Source organism: Terrabacter sp. Root181 (assembly GCF_001428505.1).
GTDB lineage: Bacteria > Actinomycetota > Actinomycetes > Actinomycetales > Dermatophilaceae > Terrabacter.
On sequence record NZ_LMHU01000009.1, the window covers coordinates 259969 to 275048 of the forward strand.

13 protein-coding genes are annotated in these 15080 nt (G+C 72.9%); 6 read left to right on the top strand and 7 right to left on the bottom strand.

Annotation, left to right across the window (positions count from 1 at the left end):
* Positions 1–14: 14 nt before the first annotated feature.
* From ASD90_RS19445 to ASD90_RS19475, 7 genes are all read right to left on the bottom strand, one after another.
* Positions 15–1796 carry an alpha/beta hydrolase gene (locus tag ASD90_RS19445; RefSeq protein WP_056760063.1) on the bottom strand — a complete coding sequence of 594 codons (1782 nt, stop codon included), beginning with the start codon at positions 1794–1796 and terminating at the stop codon, positions 15–17.
* Complete coding sequence (locus ASD90_RS19450; protein WP_056760065.1) at positions 1727–3508, bottom strand: alpha/beta hydrolase; 1782 nt, start codon at positions 3506–3508, stop codon at positions 1727–1729. Before ASD90_RS19450 ends, ASD90_RS19445 begins: the two co-directional genes overlap by 70 nt.
* Entirely contained in the window at positions 3502–5055 is a 1554-nt protein-coding gene (locus ASD90_RS19455; RefSeq protein ID WP_056760067.1) for an alpha/beta hydrolase, read from the bottom strand. The genes ASD90_RS19450 and ASD90_RS19455 overlap by 7 nt, the downstream gene beginning before the upstream one ends.
* Before the next feature lie 189 nt (positions 5056–5244).
* Positions 5245–6405, bottom strand: coding sequence for a DNA polymerase III subunit delta' (locus tag ASD90_RS19460; RefSeq protein WP_056760070.1), 1161 nt, complete (start codon positions 6403–6405; stop codon positions 5245–5247).
* A complete protein-coding gene (tmk, locus tag ASD90_RS19465) occupies positions 6402–7061 on the bottom strand; it encodes a dTMP kinase (protein ID WP_056760071.1) in 660 nt (219 codons plus the stop codon). Before tmk ends, ASD90_RS19460 begins: the two co-directional genes overlap by 4 nt.
* Positions 7062–7272: 211 nt before the next feature.
* Entirely contained in the window at positions 7273–8307 is a 1035-nt protein-coding gene (locus ASD90_RS19470) for an aspartate-semialdehyde dehydrogenase (protein WP_056760073.1), read from the bottom strand.
* A 71-nt stretch (positions 8308–8378) separates the two neighbouring features.
* The gene (locus ASD90_RS19475) at positions 8379–9146 is read right to left on the bottom strand and encodes a MerR family transcriptional regulator (RefSeq protein ID WP_056760075.1); all 768 of its coding nucleotides are present in this window, start codon (positions 9144–9146) and stop codon (positions 8379–8381) included.
* Positions 9147–9285: 139 nt separating this feature from the next.
* Here ASD90_RS19475 and ASD90_RS19480 point away from each other — a divergent pair, with 139 nt between their 5' ends.
* The 6 genes from ASD90_RS19480 to ASD90_RS19505 all read left to right on the top strand — a co-directional run bounded on the left by ASD90_RS19480 (position 9286) and on the right by ASD90_RS19505 (position 15072).
* A complete protein-coding gene (locus ASD90_RS19480; RefSeq protein ID WP_057586325.1) occupies positions 9286–10260 on the top strand; it encodes a LysR family transcriptional regulator in 975 nt (324 codons plus the stop codon).
* A gap of 51 nt (positions 10261–10311) precedes the next feature.
* The gene (gene ddaH, locus ASD90_RS19485; protein WP_056760078.1) at positions 10312–11082 is read left to right on the top strand and encodes a dimethylargininase; all 771 of its coding nucleotides are present in this window, start codon (positions 10312–10314) and stop codon (positions 11080–11082) included.
* A gap of 198 nt (positions 11083–11280) precedes the next feature.
* Positions 11281–12528 carry an NAD(P)/FAD-dependent oxidoreductase gene (locus ASD90_RS19490; protein WP_056760080.1) on the top strand — a complete coding sequence of 416 codons (1248 nt, stop codon included), beginning with the start codon at positions 11281–11283 and terminating at the stop codon, positions 12526–12528.
* Positions 12529–12647: 119 nt separating this feature from the next.
* A complete protein-coding gene (locus ASD90_RS19495) occupies positions 12648–13340 on the top strand; it encodes a fasciclin domain-containing protein (RefSeq protein WP_056760082.1) in 693 nt (230 codons plus the stop codon).
* A gap of 121 nt (positions 13341–13461) precedes the next feature.
* Positions 13462–14283, top strand: coding sequence for a DUF4397 domain-containing protein (locus ASD90_RS19500; protein WP_056760084.1), 822 nt, complete (start codon positions 13462–13464; stop codon positions 14281–14283).
* 30 nt (positions 14284–14313) lie between these two features.
* Positions 14314–15072 carry a class F sortase gene (locus ASD90_RS19505; protein WP_082588875.1) on the top strand — a complete coding sequence of 253 codons (759 nt, stop codon included), beginning with the start codon at positions 14314–14316 and terminating at the stop codon, positions 15070–15072.
* The last annotated feature ends 8 nt before the right edge of the window (positions 15073–15080 follow it).

Consider the following 15080-nt stretch of genomic DNA (forward strand, 5'->3'; position numbering starts at 1 on the left):
GCGCGTGGGGCCGTTCAGGCGTCGCAGAGCTCGCCGTTGCGTGGCGCGAGTCCCCGCGCGAGGTAGTCGTCGACGATCGCGTCGGCGCAGTCGTTGCCGTTGGCGTAGACCCCGTGGCCGTCCGCGTCGACGAGCACGAAGCGCGACCCGAAGATGCCACGTCCCATCTCTCGGGTGCCGTCCGGCGGCGTGGTGAGGTCACGCTCGTTGGCGAGGACGAGGACCGGCGAGGTGGCATCCACGGTGAGGATGAGGTTGGTCCGCTGGGTGCCCACCCAGCCGTCGCAGGAGTCCGTCACCACTCCGTAGAGATGGGCGTAGACCGGATGGTCGACGAGGACGGAGCGGCTCGGCTCCATCTCCGAGGTCGCGTCCAGCGGCCAGTCCGCGCAGTGGATCGGCAGGTGGCTCGCCTCGTAGCCACCGACGTACGAGCCGTCGTCGTCGCGCATGACCGCGTCCATCGCGGTCCACACGAGGTCGGTGCCGTCACCGTCCTCGAGCGCGACGTGCAGGGCGTCGTCGACGTCCTCCCACGAGTCCTCGTAGAGGAGCACGGCGTTGATCGCCGTCACGGCCCAGCCCTCGGTGAGCAGCGGGATGCCCTCGGCGTCGCTGGTGAGCGGCTTGCGGTCGAGCCGGTCGAGGAAGGTGAGCAGCCGGGTCCGGGCGGCGTCGACGTCGTCGCCGAGGGCACAGTCGCCCTGGTCGACGCAGTCCTCCAGGAAGGCGTCGAGGCCCTCCTCCACCGTCGCTGCCTCGCCCTCGGCCCAGCCGTCGACGTCGTCCTGCGTCGCCGAGTCCATCGCGACGTAGTCGGGCGAGACGGCAGAGTCGATGACCATGAGCCCGATCCGGTCGGGGAACTGCGCCCCGTAGAGCGCCCCGATGAGCGTGCCGTAGCTGATCCCGTAGTAGTTGAGGTGGGCGTCCCCCACGGCGTCACGCATGATGTCGAGGTCGCGAGCCACCTGCTCGGAGCCCATGTTGCGCGCGAGCGCACCGCCTCGCGCCAGGCAGCCGTCGAGGCGCGCGGTCCGCGACGACACTGCGGCGGCCTTCTCCGCCTTCGTGTCGGGCGTGGGGTCGGCGGCATACATCGCGTCGAGGTCCCTCCCCCGCAGGCACGCGAAGCCACCCGACTCGCCGATGCCCCGCGGGTCGAAGCCGACGACGTCCCACACCTCGCGGACGTCGTCGGAGAAGAAGTCACGGGCCTCCATCGCGAACTCGAGGCCCGAGGCACCGGGTCCGCCCGGGTTGACGAAGAGCGTCCCCTTGCGCGCCTTGGAGTTCGCGGCCGGCACCTTGCGCAGGGCGATCTCGACCGTCTCGGCCCGCGGCGCGAGGTAGTCGACGGGGACCCGCACCGTGCCGCACCGGTCGGCGTCCGAGCCCCTGCCGTCACCGGTGTCGTCGCACGGACGCCAGCTGATCGCCTGGTCATAGAAGACGTCCAGCCCCTGGGCCGGCTTCGAGGTCGGCGTACCGAGCTCCACCCGGTCGCGCGGCGCCGCCTCGCCGTCCGTCGCGGCGGCGTCGTCGTCCGGCCCCGACGAACCCGACGGCCCCGATGAATCCGACGAACCCGGGTCGGGTGCGCCCTCGGTCACCGCCGTGACCGAACCGCCGGACGAGCCGGCACCGGGCGCGTAGGAGGGACTGCTGGCGAGCAGGAGGAGTGTCGCGAGGACCGCGACGGAGACGAGGGGCGCGAGCAGTCTGCTCAGCAGGTCGTGCCGTCGGCCGGCGCCGTTCCCCTGAGCAGGTACCCGTCCACGGCGGAGTCCACACACGGGTTGCCAGCGTAGTAGGTGCCGTGCCCGTCGTGGTCCGAAGTGAGCAGAATGCCCGACGCGAGGTCCTTGGCGAGCTGCTTCGTGCCGCCGATGGGTGTCGCGGGGTCGCGTTCGTTGCCGATGACGAGGATCGGGTCGGCACCGACCGCGAGCGTCGTGCCCTTGGGGGTGCGACCGGCCGTGGGCCACGTGCGGCAGTTGTCGTAGAGCTCACCGGTCATCCGGGCCCAGAGCGGGTGCGCCGCCTTGGCCTTCTTCTGCTCGGCGGCCAGGGACGGGTCGGCCGTGGACCGCGGCCAGTCCGCGCACCGCACCGGGATCATCGCCTGGAGGTAGGTGCTCGGCGCGTAGTCACCGGTGATGCCGCGCTCGACGACCGACATGCCCTTGGCGAGGAGGATGTCGCCCTTGCCGGTGAACGCCTGGGCGAGTCCCTTGTTGAGCGTCGGCCACGACTGGTCGGAGTAGAGGCACATGAAGATCGAGAAGCCGACCCACCCCTCGCCGATCCGGGTCAGACCGGGCTTGTTCGTCGTCAGGCCGTTCTTCTCGACGTTGTCGAGCAGGTCGACGATCTTCTGGCGGGCGCCGGCCTTGTCGCTGCCGAGCGCACAGTCCGGCCGGGCGACGCACCAGTCGATGAAGGCGTCGATCGAGGACTCGAAGCCCTGGATGTCGTAGGTCATCTCCTGCTGCTCGGTCTGGTTCGGCGACATCGCCGAGTCGAGCACCATCCGCCCGACCTTCTTCGGGAAGGTGTCGGCGTAGACGGCGCCGAGGAACGTGCCGTAGGAGCCGCCGAAGAAGTTGAGCTTCTCGTCGCCGAGGAGCACCCGCATGACGTCCATGTCGCGGGCGACCTCGGTCGTGCTCATGTGCATCGCGCGGTCACCACCGCGTGCCGCGCAGCGCTTCGTCACGCCGTCGACGTCGGCGAGCAGCGTCGAGCGCTCGGCCGCCGAGTCGGGCGTCGGGTCGGCGCTGAAGAGCTCGTCCATGTCGGAGTCCGCCAGGCACCGCACGGGGCTCGAGGCCCCGATCCCGCGCGGGTCGAAACCGACGACGTCGTACGCCTCCCGCACCGCCGGTGAGAAGACGAACGAGGAGTACTGGGCGTACTCGACCCCGGACCCACCGGGGCCGCCGGGGTTGATGACGAGCGAGCCGATGCGCTCGGAGGGCTTGGTCGCCGGGGCCTTGCGCAGCGCGAGGGTGAAGCGGTCGCCGGTCGGCTTCGCGTAGTCGACGGGCACCTCCATCGTGGTGCACCGGTGCTTGGCGTTGTCGGCGCAGGGTGACCAGTCGAGCTGCTGGGTGTAGAAGGGCGCGAGCGCGGCCGGGTAGTCCCGCGACAGCGCCGCGCCCGGCGACGGCTGGACCGACGGCGGGCTCGGCGTCACCGAGCCGGACGGGAAGACGGTGGGTCGAGGCACGGCGACGCTCGGCGGGTTGCCGATGCGCCACGCGGCGAGGACGACGACCGCGACCACGGCGACCACGGCGACGGCCGCGAGCACGGGGCGCAGCGGCGAACGCCCGGGCCTGCCCGGCCCGGACAGGCCGGACACGCCGGACACGCCGGACCCACCGCTCCCGACCGGCGCGCCCCCGCCGGCACCCGCTGAGGGCGCCGGGTAGGAGGGCGGCAGGGCGGCATACCCGCTCGGAGCGTCGGGAAGGTCGTCGGGACGCGGGTCCTCGTTCAGCACTTGAGTCCGTCCTTGGGCACGCGCCCCTGCACGTAGTAGGCGTCGATGGCGCTGTCGACACACGTGTTGCTCCGGCCGTAGGCCGTGTGGCCGTCACCGTCGTAGGACACGAGCACGGCGTTGTCGAGCTGGTCGCGCAGCCGCACCGACCACTCGTAGATCGTCGCGGGGTCACGCGTCGTGCCGACGACGACGATGGGGTCGCTGCCGGGCGCCGTGACCTTGTGGGGGCCGACGGCGGACTTCTCCGGCCACACGCCGCAGGGCAGGGCGCCCCACGCGAGGTTGGCGCCCCAGGTCGGCGCCTTCGCGGAGAAGTCCGTGGCATACGTCTCGTAGGCGGACAGGTCGGGGCTGTCGGGCCGGTCGAGGCAGTTGACGGCGTAGATCGACTCCATCAGGTTGCCGTCGTAGCCACCCCCGGGGCGCCGGTCGGCGTAGGCGTCGGCCAGCTGCATGAGGCTCTGGCCGTTGCCGGCCTTCGCCTCCTTGAGGGCGTCGGTGAGGATGCCCCAGGCGCCCTGGTCGTAGAGCGCGACGGCCACCCCGAGCCGGGCCCAGCCCTCGGTGAGCAGCGGCGCGCTCGGGTCGCCCGTGGGCAGCGGCTGGCGGTCGACCTCGCGGAAGAGGTCGTCGAGGCCCTTGAGCGCCGCCTCGGGGGTGTCGCCGAGGGGACAGTCCTCGGTGACGCAGTCCTCGATGAAGGCCTGGGTCGCGATCTGGAAGCCGCGGGCCTGGCCCTCGCCGAGCTCGGCGCTCGTCAGGTCGGGGGGCACGACCCCGTCGAGGACGACCCGGCCGACCCGCTGCGGGAAGAGGTCGGCGTAGCTGGAGCCGAGGAACGTGCCGTAGGACTTGCCCAGGTAGTTCAGCTGGGGGTCGCCGACGGCGGCCCGGAGGATGTCCATGTCGCGCGCCGCGTCGGCGGTCGAGAGGTGCTTGACGAGCTCGGGGTTGTCCTTCTGGCACCCGTCGGCCATGGCCTTGGCCTGCGTCAGCAGGGCCTGCTCCTCGGCCGCGTCGTCGGGCGTGGGGTCGGCGGAGAGGAAACGGTCGAGGGCCTTGTCGTCGAGGCAGTCGACGGGGTCGGAGCTCGCGACGCCGCGCGGGTCGAAGCCGACGAGGTCGTAGTAGCGCCGGACCTCCGGCCCGCCGATGGTCTCGGCGCCGCCGCGGACGTAGTCGATGCCGGACGCCCCGGGACCGCCGGGGTTGACGAGGAGCGAGCCGAGACGCCTGGCCTGGTCGCGGGCCTTGACGCGCGCGACCTTGATCGTCAGGTCGTTCGACGGGTCGGGGTGGGCGTGGTCGAGCGGGACCCGGAGGTCGGCGCACTCGAGGCTGCCGCACTTCTTCCAGTCGAGCTTCTGCGAGTAGTAGGAGGCGAGCGCCTCGGTGGGCGCCGCCGTGGCCGCCGGGAGCCCCGTCTTCGAGGCGGGGCCGATCGGCGGCTCGCTCGTCGTGCAGGCCGCTGCTGCCAGCACCAGCGCCAGGGTCGCCGCGGCGGCGGTGAGGGCGCGGGAGATGGCGGCAGGGCGTGTCGTCATGCCCGAAACCGTAACCGGTCGACCTGTCGGGAGCCGCCTCCGAGCTGCGGACGTGACCGCATCGAGGCCGTATGCCGGGTCGCGCGGGCTGCCCGTCGCGCCGGCTGTCGCACGCGCCGGGGCCCGGACCCGTCGAGGCTGCCCGTTTCGTGCATGAACAACCTCACACGGCGGCGCCCGCGAGGGATGTCAGATGCCGAGGTCGCGTGGCACCCGCAGCTGCAGGGCCATGGCCTCGAGCGCGAGCAGGGGCGAGACGTTGGCGTTGATGCGGTCGCGGGCCTCGCTGATGGCGTCCATGGCGGCGAGCAGCTGCTCGGGACCGAAGACCCCGGCCAGTGCGCGCACCTTGTCGACGGCGTCCGGGTTGACGAGGTCGACCTCGGAGCGCAGGCGCAGCACGAGCGCGTCGCGGTAGATCGACGTGAGGTCGACGAGGGCCCGGTCGACGACGTCGCGGGCCGACCGGGTCGCGCGGGTCTTCTGCTCGCGCTCGAGCGCAGCGACCTGCGCACGGATGTGGGGCGGCTGGGTGCGCGCGCTCGGGTCGGCGCCGAGCGTCTCCATGAGGTGGGCCTTCTCGGCGGCGTCGCGCTCGGCGCTCGAGGAGGTCGACTCCTCGTCGGCGATCTGGGCCAGGTCGGCGGCTGCACCGATGGCGTCGCCGACGCCGAGGATCTTCGTCGCCATGGCGATGACGTCGCGGCGGCGGATGCGGGCCTGCTCGTCGCGAGCCAGCCGGCGCGCGAGGCCCACGTGCGACTGGGCGGCGCGGGCGGCATACAACGCCATGGCGGGGTCGACCCCGTCGCGGCGCTGCAGCAGCTCGGCGACGGCCTCGACGGGAGGGGTGCGCAGCCGCACGTGGCGCGAACGCGAGCGGATCGTGACGATGACGTCCTCGAGGCTCGGGGCGCAGAGCATCCAGACGGTGCGCGGCGTCGGCTCCTCGAGGGCCTTGAGCAGCGCGTCGGCCGGGGCGTCGGTGTAAGCGGTGAGACGGTCGGCGTCCTCGATGATGATGATGCGCCAGCGGCCGACGGACGGTCGGAGTGCGGCCTCCTGCACGAGCGCGCGTGCCTCGGCGACCTTGATCGACAGTCCCTCGGTGGCCACGACCTTGACGTCGGCGTGGCTGCCGTCGAGGGCGGTGCGGCACTCACGGCACTGACCGCACCCGCCGTCGGGGCACTGCAGGGCCGCGGCGAACGCCCGGGCCGCGGTCGAGCGACCGGACCCGGGCGGGCCCGTGAAGAGCCAGGCGTGCGTCATCGCCGACTCGTCGCTGACGGCGCGCGACAGCGTCTCGATGGTGGGCTCCTGGCCGACGAGGTCGGCCCAGACGGTCATCGACGGGCCGCCATCACACGGTCGACGCCGTCGACGATGCCGGCGTGGAGGCGCTCGACCGACTCGCTCGCGTCGAGGACGAGGTAGCGCTCGGGGTCGGCGGCCGCGAGCTCGAGGTAGCCGCGACGGACCGCGGCGTGAAAGGCATCGGCCTCGGACTCGAGGCGGTCGTGGGTGTCGCCGCGCCGCTGGCGCCCCACCTCGGGCGAGACGTCGAGGACGATCGTCAGGTCGGGCAGCAGGCCTCCGACGGACCAGTGCTGGAGCGCGGTGATCTCGTCGCGACCGAGCTCGCGACCGGCCCCCTGGTAGGTGATCGCGCTGTCGACGTAGCGGTCGGTGATGACCACGGAGCCACCGGCGAGCGCCGGCTTGATCAGCTGGTCGACGTGGTGGGCCTTGTCGGCCGCGAAGAGCAGTGCCTCGGCCCGGGCCGCCACATGGTCGCCGTGCAGCACGAGCTCGCGGATCTGCGCGCCGAGCGGCGTGCCGCCGGGCTGGCGGGTCACGACGACCTCGCGTCCACGCTGCTCGAGCACGTCGGTGAGCAGGCGCACCTGGGTCGACTTGCCGGCCCCGTCACCCCCCTCGAAGCAGACGAAGAGCCCGGGGGCGGTGGCCGTCCGATGGGTCGCGGCCGCGAGGTTCTCCGTCACGCCCCGAGCCTATGCGACCGCCCGGACACCGCCCCCGCGTCCCCGAACGAAGTCTCCCCGCAACACACCGTGCAGGTCACAACCCACCGCGATCCGATCCCGGTGGGTTGTGACCTGCACGGTGTGTTGCGCGGGTGGGGTGTTGCCCGGGTGGTGTTGCGCGGGTGGGGTGTTGCGCGGGTGGGGTGGTGCGCGAGTGGGGTGGCGGGCCTCAGCGGCGGGCGAGCAGCTCCTCGGCGATCTGGACGGCGTTGAGGGCCGCACCCTTGCGCAGGTTGTCGCCGACGACGAAGAGCACGAGGCCCTTGCCTTCGGGCGCCGCCTGGTCGGCCCGCACGCGCCCGACGAAGACCTCGTCGCGACCGGCCGCCTCGAGTGGGTTGGGCACGTCGGTGACGATGACGCCCGGTGCGTTCTTGAGCAGGTCGAGCGCCTCCTCGGGCGAGATGTCACCCTCGAACTCGGCGTGGATCGCGAGGCTGTGCCCGGTGAAGACGGGGACGCGCACGCACGTGCCCGAGACCCGGAGGTCGGGGGCGTGCAGGATCTTGCGCGACTCGTTGCGCAGCTTCTGCTCCTCGTCGGTCTCGAGGGAGCCGTCGTCGACGACCGACCCCGCGAGGGGCACGACGTTGAAGCCGACGGGGACGGCATACAGCTGCGCCTCGGGCACGGCCACCGCGCGCCCGTCGAGCGCGAGCCCGGTGGGGTCGCCCGCGGCATACGCCCCCCTTAGCTGGCGGTCGAGCTCCTGGACGCCCGCGCCGCCGGAGCCGCTCACGGCCTGGTAGCTCGAGACGTGCAGGCGCACGAGGCCGGCCCTGTCGTGCAGCGGCTTGAGCACCGGCATTGCGGCCATCGTCGTGCAGTTGGGGTTGGCGACGATGCCCTTCGGGATGTCGCCGAGGTCTGCGGCGTTGACCTCCGAGACGACGAGCGGGACCTCGGGGTCCTTGCGCCAGGCGCTGGAGTTGTCGACGACGACGGCGCCGGCGGCGGCGACCTTCGGCGCGAGCTCCCTCGAGGCCGCGCCGCCGTTGGAGAAGAGCGCGATGTCGATGCCGGAGAAGTCGGCCGTCGCGGAGTCCTCGACGACGACGTCCTCACCCTTGAAGGGAAGCGTCGTGCCGGCCGAGCGCGTGGACGCGAAGAACCGCACCTGCGTGACCGGGAAGTCCCGCTCCTCGAGAAGGGCGCGCATGACGCCGCCCACCTGACCCGTTGCACCGAAGACACCAACTCGCATGCGCCAAGGTTACGGCGGGGGRGGTCGCCCTCCCCCGCCGCGTTCACCTGTCGGTCAGGCGCGTCCCGTGCTCAGCCGCCCGTCGCGTGGCGGTCGGCGTTGGCGTGGATCGCGTCGCGGACGTATGCCGCGAGGCCGGGTGCGATGTCCTCGTACGTCTTCGTGAAGCGGGGGTCGGCGACGTACATGTCGGCCAGGCCCCGGTGGAAGGTGTGGTCGAGGTCGTAGAAGCGGTCGTGGATGTGCCGGCGGTGCTGCTCGGCGGCGTCCATGGCCGCCTCGCCCGACGCCGGCTCACCCGAACGCAGCGCCGCGACGAAGGCCGCGTTGACGGCGTCGGCCTCCTGCTTGACCTGTTCCCAGTCGGCCTTGGTGTAGCGCTTCGTGCGCGACCGTGACTGCTTCCACGCGTCGGTCTCGCCCCAGCGCTCCTGAGCCTCCTGCTCGTACTCGTCCGTGAAGCCGTCACCGAAGAGCTCCTTGAGGTCCTCGGTCGTGGCGGGCTGGTCGTTCATCGCTCTCTCCAGTGCTCGGTCGATGGCCGAGACGAGCTCGCGCAGCTCGTCCAGCCGGGTCATGACCGTCGCGCGTTGACGGCGCAGGTGGTCGGCCGCGTCCTCGCCGCGGTCGAGCAGGGTCGCGATCTCCTCGAGCGGCATCTCGAGCCGCCGGTAGACCACGACCTGCTGGAGCCGCGTGAGGTCCTCGGCGGTGTAGAGCCGATAGCCCGCCCGCGAGCGCTCGCTCGGGACGAGCAGGCCGATCTCGTCGTAGTGGTGCAGGGTGCGCACCGTCACGTCGAAGAGGTCGGCGACCTGCCCCACCGTCCAGGTGGTCATCTCCTGCGTCCTTCCGGTCATGGATCGAGCCTGACGCCTCACGCCACGTGAGGGTCAATCCCATTGAAGCCCGGATCGCCGCGGGAGGCCCACGGCGTCCCGGGTGGCGCCGTCGGGCGTGCGCCCTACGCTCGGGTACGTGGAGCTCGAGGTCGGACACCTGCGCGTCGTCGCGGTGGTCGCGCAGCAGGGCAGCATCCCCGCCGCCGCGGCCGTGCTCGGGGTGTCCGCGGCGACCCTCGGGTCCGAGGTGGGGCGCATCGAGCGAGCCCTCGGGTGCACGTTGTTCCGCCCGAGCGGGGACGGGGTCGCCTGCACCGCCATCGGTGAGCGCGTCGTGTCGCGGGCCCGGACGGTCCTGGACGAGGTGGCGGCACTGCGCGAGGACGTCCGCACCCACCGGGCGAGCGACGCGCCGCTGCGGATCACGTCGGACTCGATGCGCTACTTCACGTCCTTCGTCAGCCACGCCTACGCGACGGACATGCGACGTCCGTTGATGCCGGTGCCGCCGCTCACCGGCGGCACCACGACCGAGGCGATCAGCGACGGCCGGGTCGACGTCGCGGTCGTCATCGCGCTCGTGGCCGACCGACGCGAGGAAGGGCCGCGCGCCATGATCGGCGAGCGGGTCATCGTCGAGCGCGAGCCGCTGCTCGTCGCCCTGTCCGCGTCGCACCCGCTCGCGTCGCAGCGGTGCGTCGACATCACGGAGCTGGCCGGCGAGGACTGGATCCTGCCGCCGACCGAGGTCGACCCGGGCTCCGAGACGACGAGCGCCGTCATCGCTCGCCTCGGCGTCACCCTGCGGTCGACCTACGGACCGCACGACCTCGGACCGCTGTGGCCGGCCGTGGTCGCCGGGCGAGCGGTGTCCTTCGCGGTCCCCACCGCGTCCGCCCCGCCGGGTGGGGTGCTGCGTCCGCTGTGCGACCAGCCGATCACGGCCCGACGCCTCCTGCGGTGGCGCCTCGGGGCGCTCGACGACGAGGACGTCGAGCGATGCGTGCGCGCGGCCGGATCGGCCTACCGCGAGCAGCTGACCCACACGGCGCAGACGCAGGGCTGGTGGCCGACGGCACGGTCGGACGAGAAGCCGACCCTCGCCCACTGAGGGCGGACGCGCCCCGTCGGCCGGGGTGTGCGACGCCCCTAGAGTGAGCGCGTGCACCGTCGTCTCGCGCTCGTCCGCCGACCCTCCCCCCGACTCGCGGACGGGATCGTGACGCACATCGAGCGCTCGGGATCCGTCGACGTCGGGCTGGCGCTGCGCCAGTGGCAGGAGTACGTCGACGTCCTCCGCCGGCGCGGCTGGTCCGTCGTCGAGGCGCCACCCGTCGACGACTGCCCCGACGGCGTGTTCATCGAGGACCAGGTCGTCGTGCACGGGGACGTCGCGGTGCTGTGCCGGTCCGGCGCGCCCGAGCGACGGGCCGAGCGGGCCGGCGTCCGCGAGGCCGTCGAGGCATACGGCTACCGCACCGTCGAGGTCGAGGAGCCCGGCACCCTCGACGGCGGGGACGTGCTCAAGCACGGACACGTCGTCTGGGTGGGTGTCGGCGGGCGCACGAACCTCGCCGGCGTCGACCAGCTGCGACGCGCCTGGGACGGACATCGCGTCGAGGTGGTCCCCGTGCCGGTGTCGAAGGTGCTGCACCTCAAGTCCGCGGTGACGGCCCTGCCCGACGGCACGGTGCTGGGCTACCCGCCGCTCGTCGACGACCTGTCTGCGTGGCCCGAGTTCCTCGCCGTCCCGGAGGAGTCCGGCGCCCACGTCGTCCTGCTCGGTGGCATGTCGGTGCTCATGTCGGCCTCCGCGCCTCGCACCGCCCAGCTGCTCGCGGCTCGCGGGCACGACGTGACGACCGTCGACATCTCCGAGTTCGAGAAGCTCGAGGGCTGCGTCACCTGCCTGTCGGTGCGCCTGCGCGGTTGAGGTCGCCGCCGAGAACCTCGCGGGGTCGGGGCGCCCTTCGGCGTCGGCCTGCTCGGCACGCGTCGAGGAGACCGCGGGCGGCGCGACGCGACGCCGGCAGGGCGCGGGCTGCGGACGCCGTCCTCGGCCCCTCCCGCGGCCACCCCGCGAGGTCTACGCTGCGACGGGGGCCGGACTCGAGCAGTGGGGTGATCCTTCGTGGACGCTGACGTCGTCATCGTCGGGGCAGGACTGGCAGGGCTGCGGTGCGCGCGACGGCTGACCGAGCTCGGTCACGAGGTCGTCGTCCTCGAGTCGAGCGACGGTGTCGGCGGCCGGATCCGCACCGACGTGGTCGACGGCTTCCGGTGCGACCGTGGCTTCCAGGTGCTCAACCCCGCCTACCCGGCGGTCCGACGCTGGGTCGACGTGTCGACGCTCGACCTCAAGCCCTTCGGGTCCGGCGTGCTGGTGCGCCGCACCAACGGCCTGCAGGTGCTCGCCGACCCGATGCGCGAGCCCCGGCTCCTCGCCCAGACGATGCGCAGCGGCTACCTCCACCCACGCGAGCTCGCCGGCGTCACCCGGTGGACGGCACGCGTCATGGCAGACCCGAAGACCGTTCTGGCACAGCAGGACTCGACCCTCGCGGAGTCGCTCGACGAGGCCGGCGTCACCGGCCGCCTCCGCCGTGAGGTGCTCGACCCCTTCCTCGCCGGGGTCCTCGTCGACAGCCACGGAGGGTCGTCGGCCAACTTCACGAAGCTGCTCGTGCGGATGTTCGCCCTCGGCCGGCCGGCGGTGCCGGCGACGGGCATGCACGCCCTGCCCGAGCAGGTGGCCAAGCCGCTCGGCGACCGCGTCCGGCTGCGCAGCCACGTCGAGTCCATCACGCCCGTGCACGGCGGCGTGGACGTCCGCGTCGACGGCCGGCACCTGCACGCCCGCAGCGCCGTGGTGGCCACCGACCCGATCGGCGCGGCCAACCTCACCACCCTCCCCGAGCCTCCGACCAAGGGCCTCGTCACGTGGTGGTTCGACGCACCGGAGCCGCCCCACTCCCTCCCGCTCGTCGCGGTCGACGGGCGGCGCCACGACTCCGCCCCACCCGGCCCTGTGTGGAACACCGCCGTCATGACGGCAGCAGCCCCGAGCTACGCCCCACCGACGAAGCACCTCGTCGAGGCGACGTGCCTGCTCGACCGGCCCGACGGGGACGCGTCCGAGGCCGACGTCCTGCGACACGTCGGTGAGATCTACGGCTGCGACACCTCCGACTGGCGTGTCGTCACCCGCCATCGCGTCGAGGCCGCGCTGCCGGCGATGACGCCACCCCTCGTGGTCCGCGCCCCGGTCACGCTCGGCGACGGCGTCTTCGTGTGCGGCGACCACCGGGACACGGCGTCGATCCAGGGCGCCCTCGTCTCCGGCCAGCGCGCGGCCGAGGCGGTCAACGCGCACCTCTGACGCAGCACGCCCCCCACCGCGAGAAGAAAGTTCGCGGTAGGTGCATCCCTGCACGGCACGTTCTCGGAAGTAGGAGCAGACGGCACACGACGCCGTCGCTCCCGAAGAGAGGACCGACCGTGAAGAAGCGTCATCTCGTCCCCGTCGTCGCGGCCCTGGCCGGCGCCCTCGCCGTCCCTGCCGCTGTCGCCGCCCCTGCTGCGTCCAGCGCATCGAGTGCATCGCGCGCCCAGTCATCGGTGGTCGCCGCAGCCACCCCGAGCGGAACCACGAGCCTCGCCGACGTGCTGCTCGCGGACGGCAACCAGTTCGACGGCAACTGGTACGACTACGACATCGTCACCGAGGCGGTCCTCGCCGTCCTCGCGGCCAAGCCCGACAGCCCGGTGGGCCTGCTGACGCATGGTGACGTGCCGCTGACGGCCTTCATCCCCAACGACCGGGCCTTCCAGGTCCTCGCCGCCGACCTGACGGGCCGCTGGTACGGCTCCGAGACGAAGGTCTTCCAGGCGCTCGCCGGCGCCGTCGGCATCGACGTCCTGGAGCAGGTGCTGCTCTATCACGTCGTCCCGGGCGGCCCCATCACCTCGTCGCAGGCCCTCCGGTCCGACGGCGCGATGCTGGCGACGGCGCTCCCCGGCACGAGCATCAAGGTCGACGTGCTGTCGCGCTGGCTCAAGCTCGTCCGCCTCGTCGACGGCGACCGCAACGATGCCGACCCCCTGCTCAACCCGCGGGCGCTCGACATCAACCAGGGCAACCGGCAGATCGCGCACGGCATCGTCCTCGTCCTGCGCCCCGCCGACCTCTGACGCCCTCCCGCGCGGCCCCGAGGTCCGCACCGCACGCCACCGCCTCCCCTCCCGGATGCACCTCCCACCCGAGCGCGGCCCCGTCGCACTCGAGCACTCACCCCTCTGGAAAGGAACGACCATGAAGTCGCTTCGCATCGCCGCCGCCACGACCCTCGCCCTCGCTCCGGCCGCCTTCCTCGCGGCCCCGGCCCACGCGGCCGACGCCACGGTCTCGATCCTCCACGCCGTGCCCGGCGCGACGGTCGACGTCTACGCCAACGGCAAGGCCCTTCTGACAGACTTCAAGCCCGGCACGCTGACCGATCCGCTGATGCTCCCCGAGGGCACCTACGACCTCAAGGTCACGCAGGCCGGGGCGGGCGCCGGTGGCGCAGCCGTCATCGAGGCCAACGACGTCAAGGTGCCGGGCGGCGCCAACGTCACGGTCGTCGCGCACCTGTCCGAGGCGGGCAAGCCGGTCCTCACACCCTTCGTCAACGACACGTCCACGATCGATGCCGGCAAGGCGCGGATCACCGTGCGCCACACGGCCGCCGCCCCCGCGGTCGACGTCCGGGCCAACGGCACGGCGGCCTTCAAGAACCTCACGAACCCGAACGAGGCCAAGGCCGACGTGCCCGCCGGCACGATCTCGGCCGACGTCGTCCTCGCGGGGACCGACACCGTCGCGATCGGCCCAGCTGACCTCGACCTCAAAGAGGGCACCAACACGATCGTGTACGCGTGGGGCAGCGCCGCCGACAAGAACCTGGAGCTCGCGGTCCAGACCCTCTCCGGCATGCACTCGGCCCCGGGTGGAGTCCCGGCCGGGGCGGGCGGCCAGGCCGCTGCGGCCCGAGATTCCTCGGAGGTGGCCCGATACGCGACCGTCATCGGTGCCGCTGCCGCCGTGGGCGGGCTCGTCCTCGTGTCGCGCCGCCGCGCCGCCGGGATCCGCTGACCCGCTACGCACCCGTCGCGAACGACCGAGATGAACCGCACCGTCGACCCAGGATCGGGCCGCTCCCGGGCCCGGGCGTCGAGCCCGTCCAGGGGGGTGGTCGCCGCGCTCGCGGCCGCCCTCCTGGCGGGCGTGGGCACGGCGTGGCTGACGCGTGACTCCGACGCCGCCCTCCCAGCGGCGTCCGGGGCGGGCGTCACCGGCACCGCCGCACCCGCCGCCGGCGACCCCACGACCTCTCCCCCGCAGCCGGGGTCGCCGGGGTCGCCGGCCGGGACGACCGGGTCGGCCGGTCTGACACAACCGGGGGTCCGCCCGGCGACGCAGCAGGCGGGCGCGACCGCGGCGGCCCCCGACCGCCTGACGATCCGCCGTCTCGGCATCGACATGCGGGTCGTGCCGGTGGGCGTCGCCCGTGACGGCGAGATGGCGCTCCCGGAGACGCCGGCGCAGATGGGCTGGTACCGCTACGGCCCGCGGCCCGGCGACGACGCCGGGTCGACGGTCCTCGCGGCGCACCTCGACATGCCGGGCTACGGGATCGGCCCCATCGCGGCCGTCGAGGAGCTGCGCACGGGCGACGTCATCACGGTGCGGTCGGGCGAGATGAGGACGAGGTATGCCGTCACGTCGGTGACCCAGGTCCGCAAGACGACGCTCGACCTCGCCGCCCTCTTCGCCCGCGACGGACCTGCACTGCTCCACGTCGTGACGTGCGGGGGCGACTTCGACCGCGAGCAGCACCGCTACGACGAGAACGTCGTCGTGACCGCCGAGCCGCTCGCGTGAGCCGGACG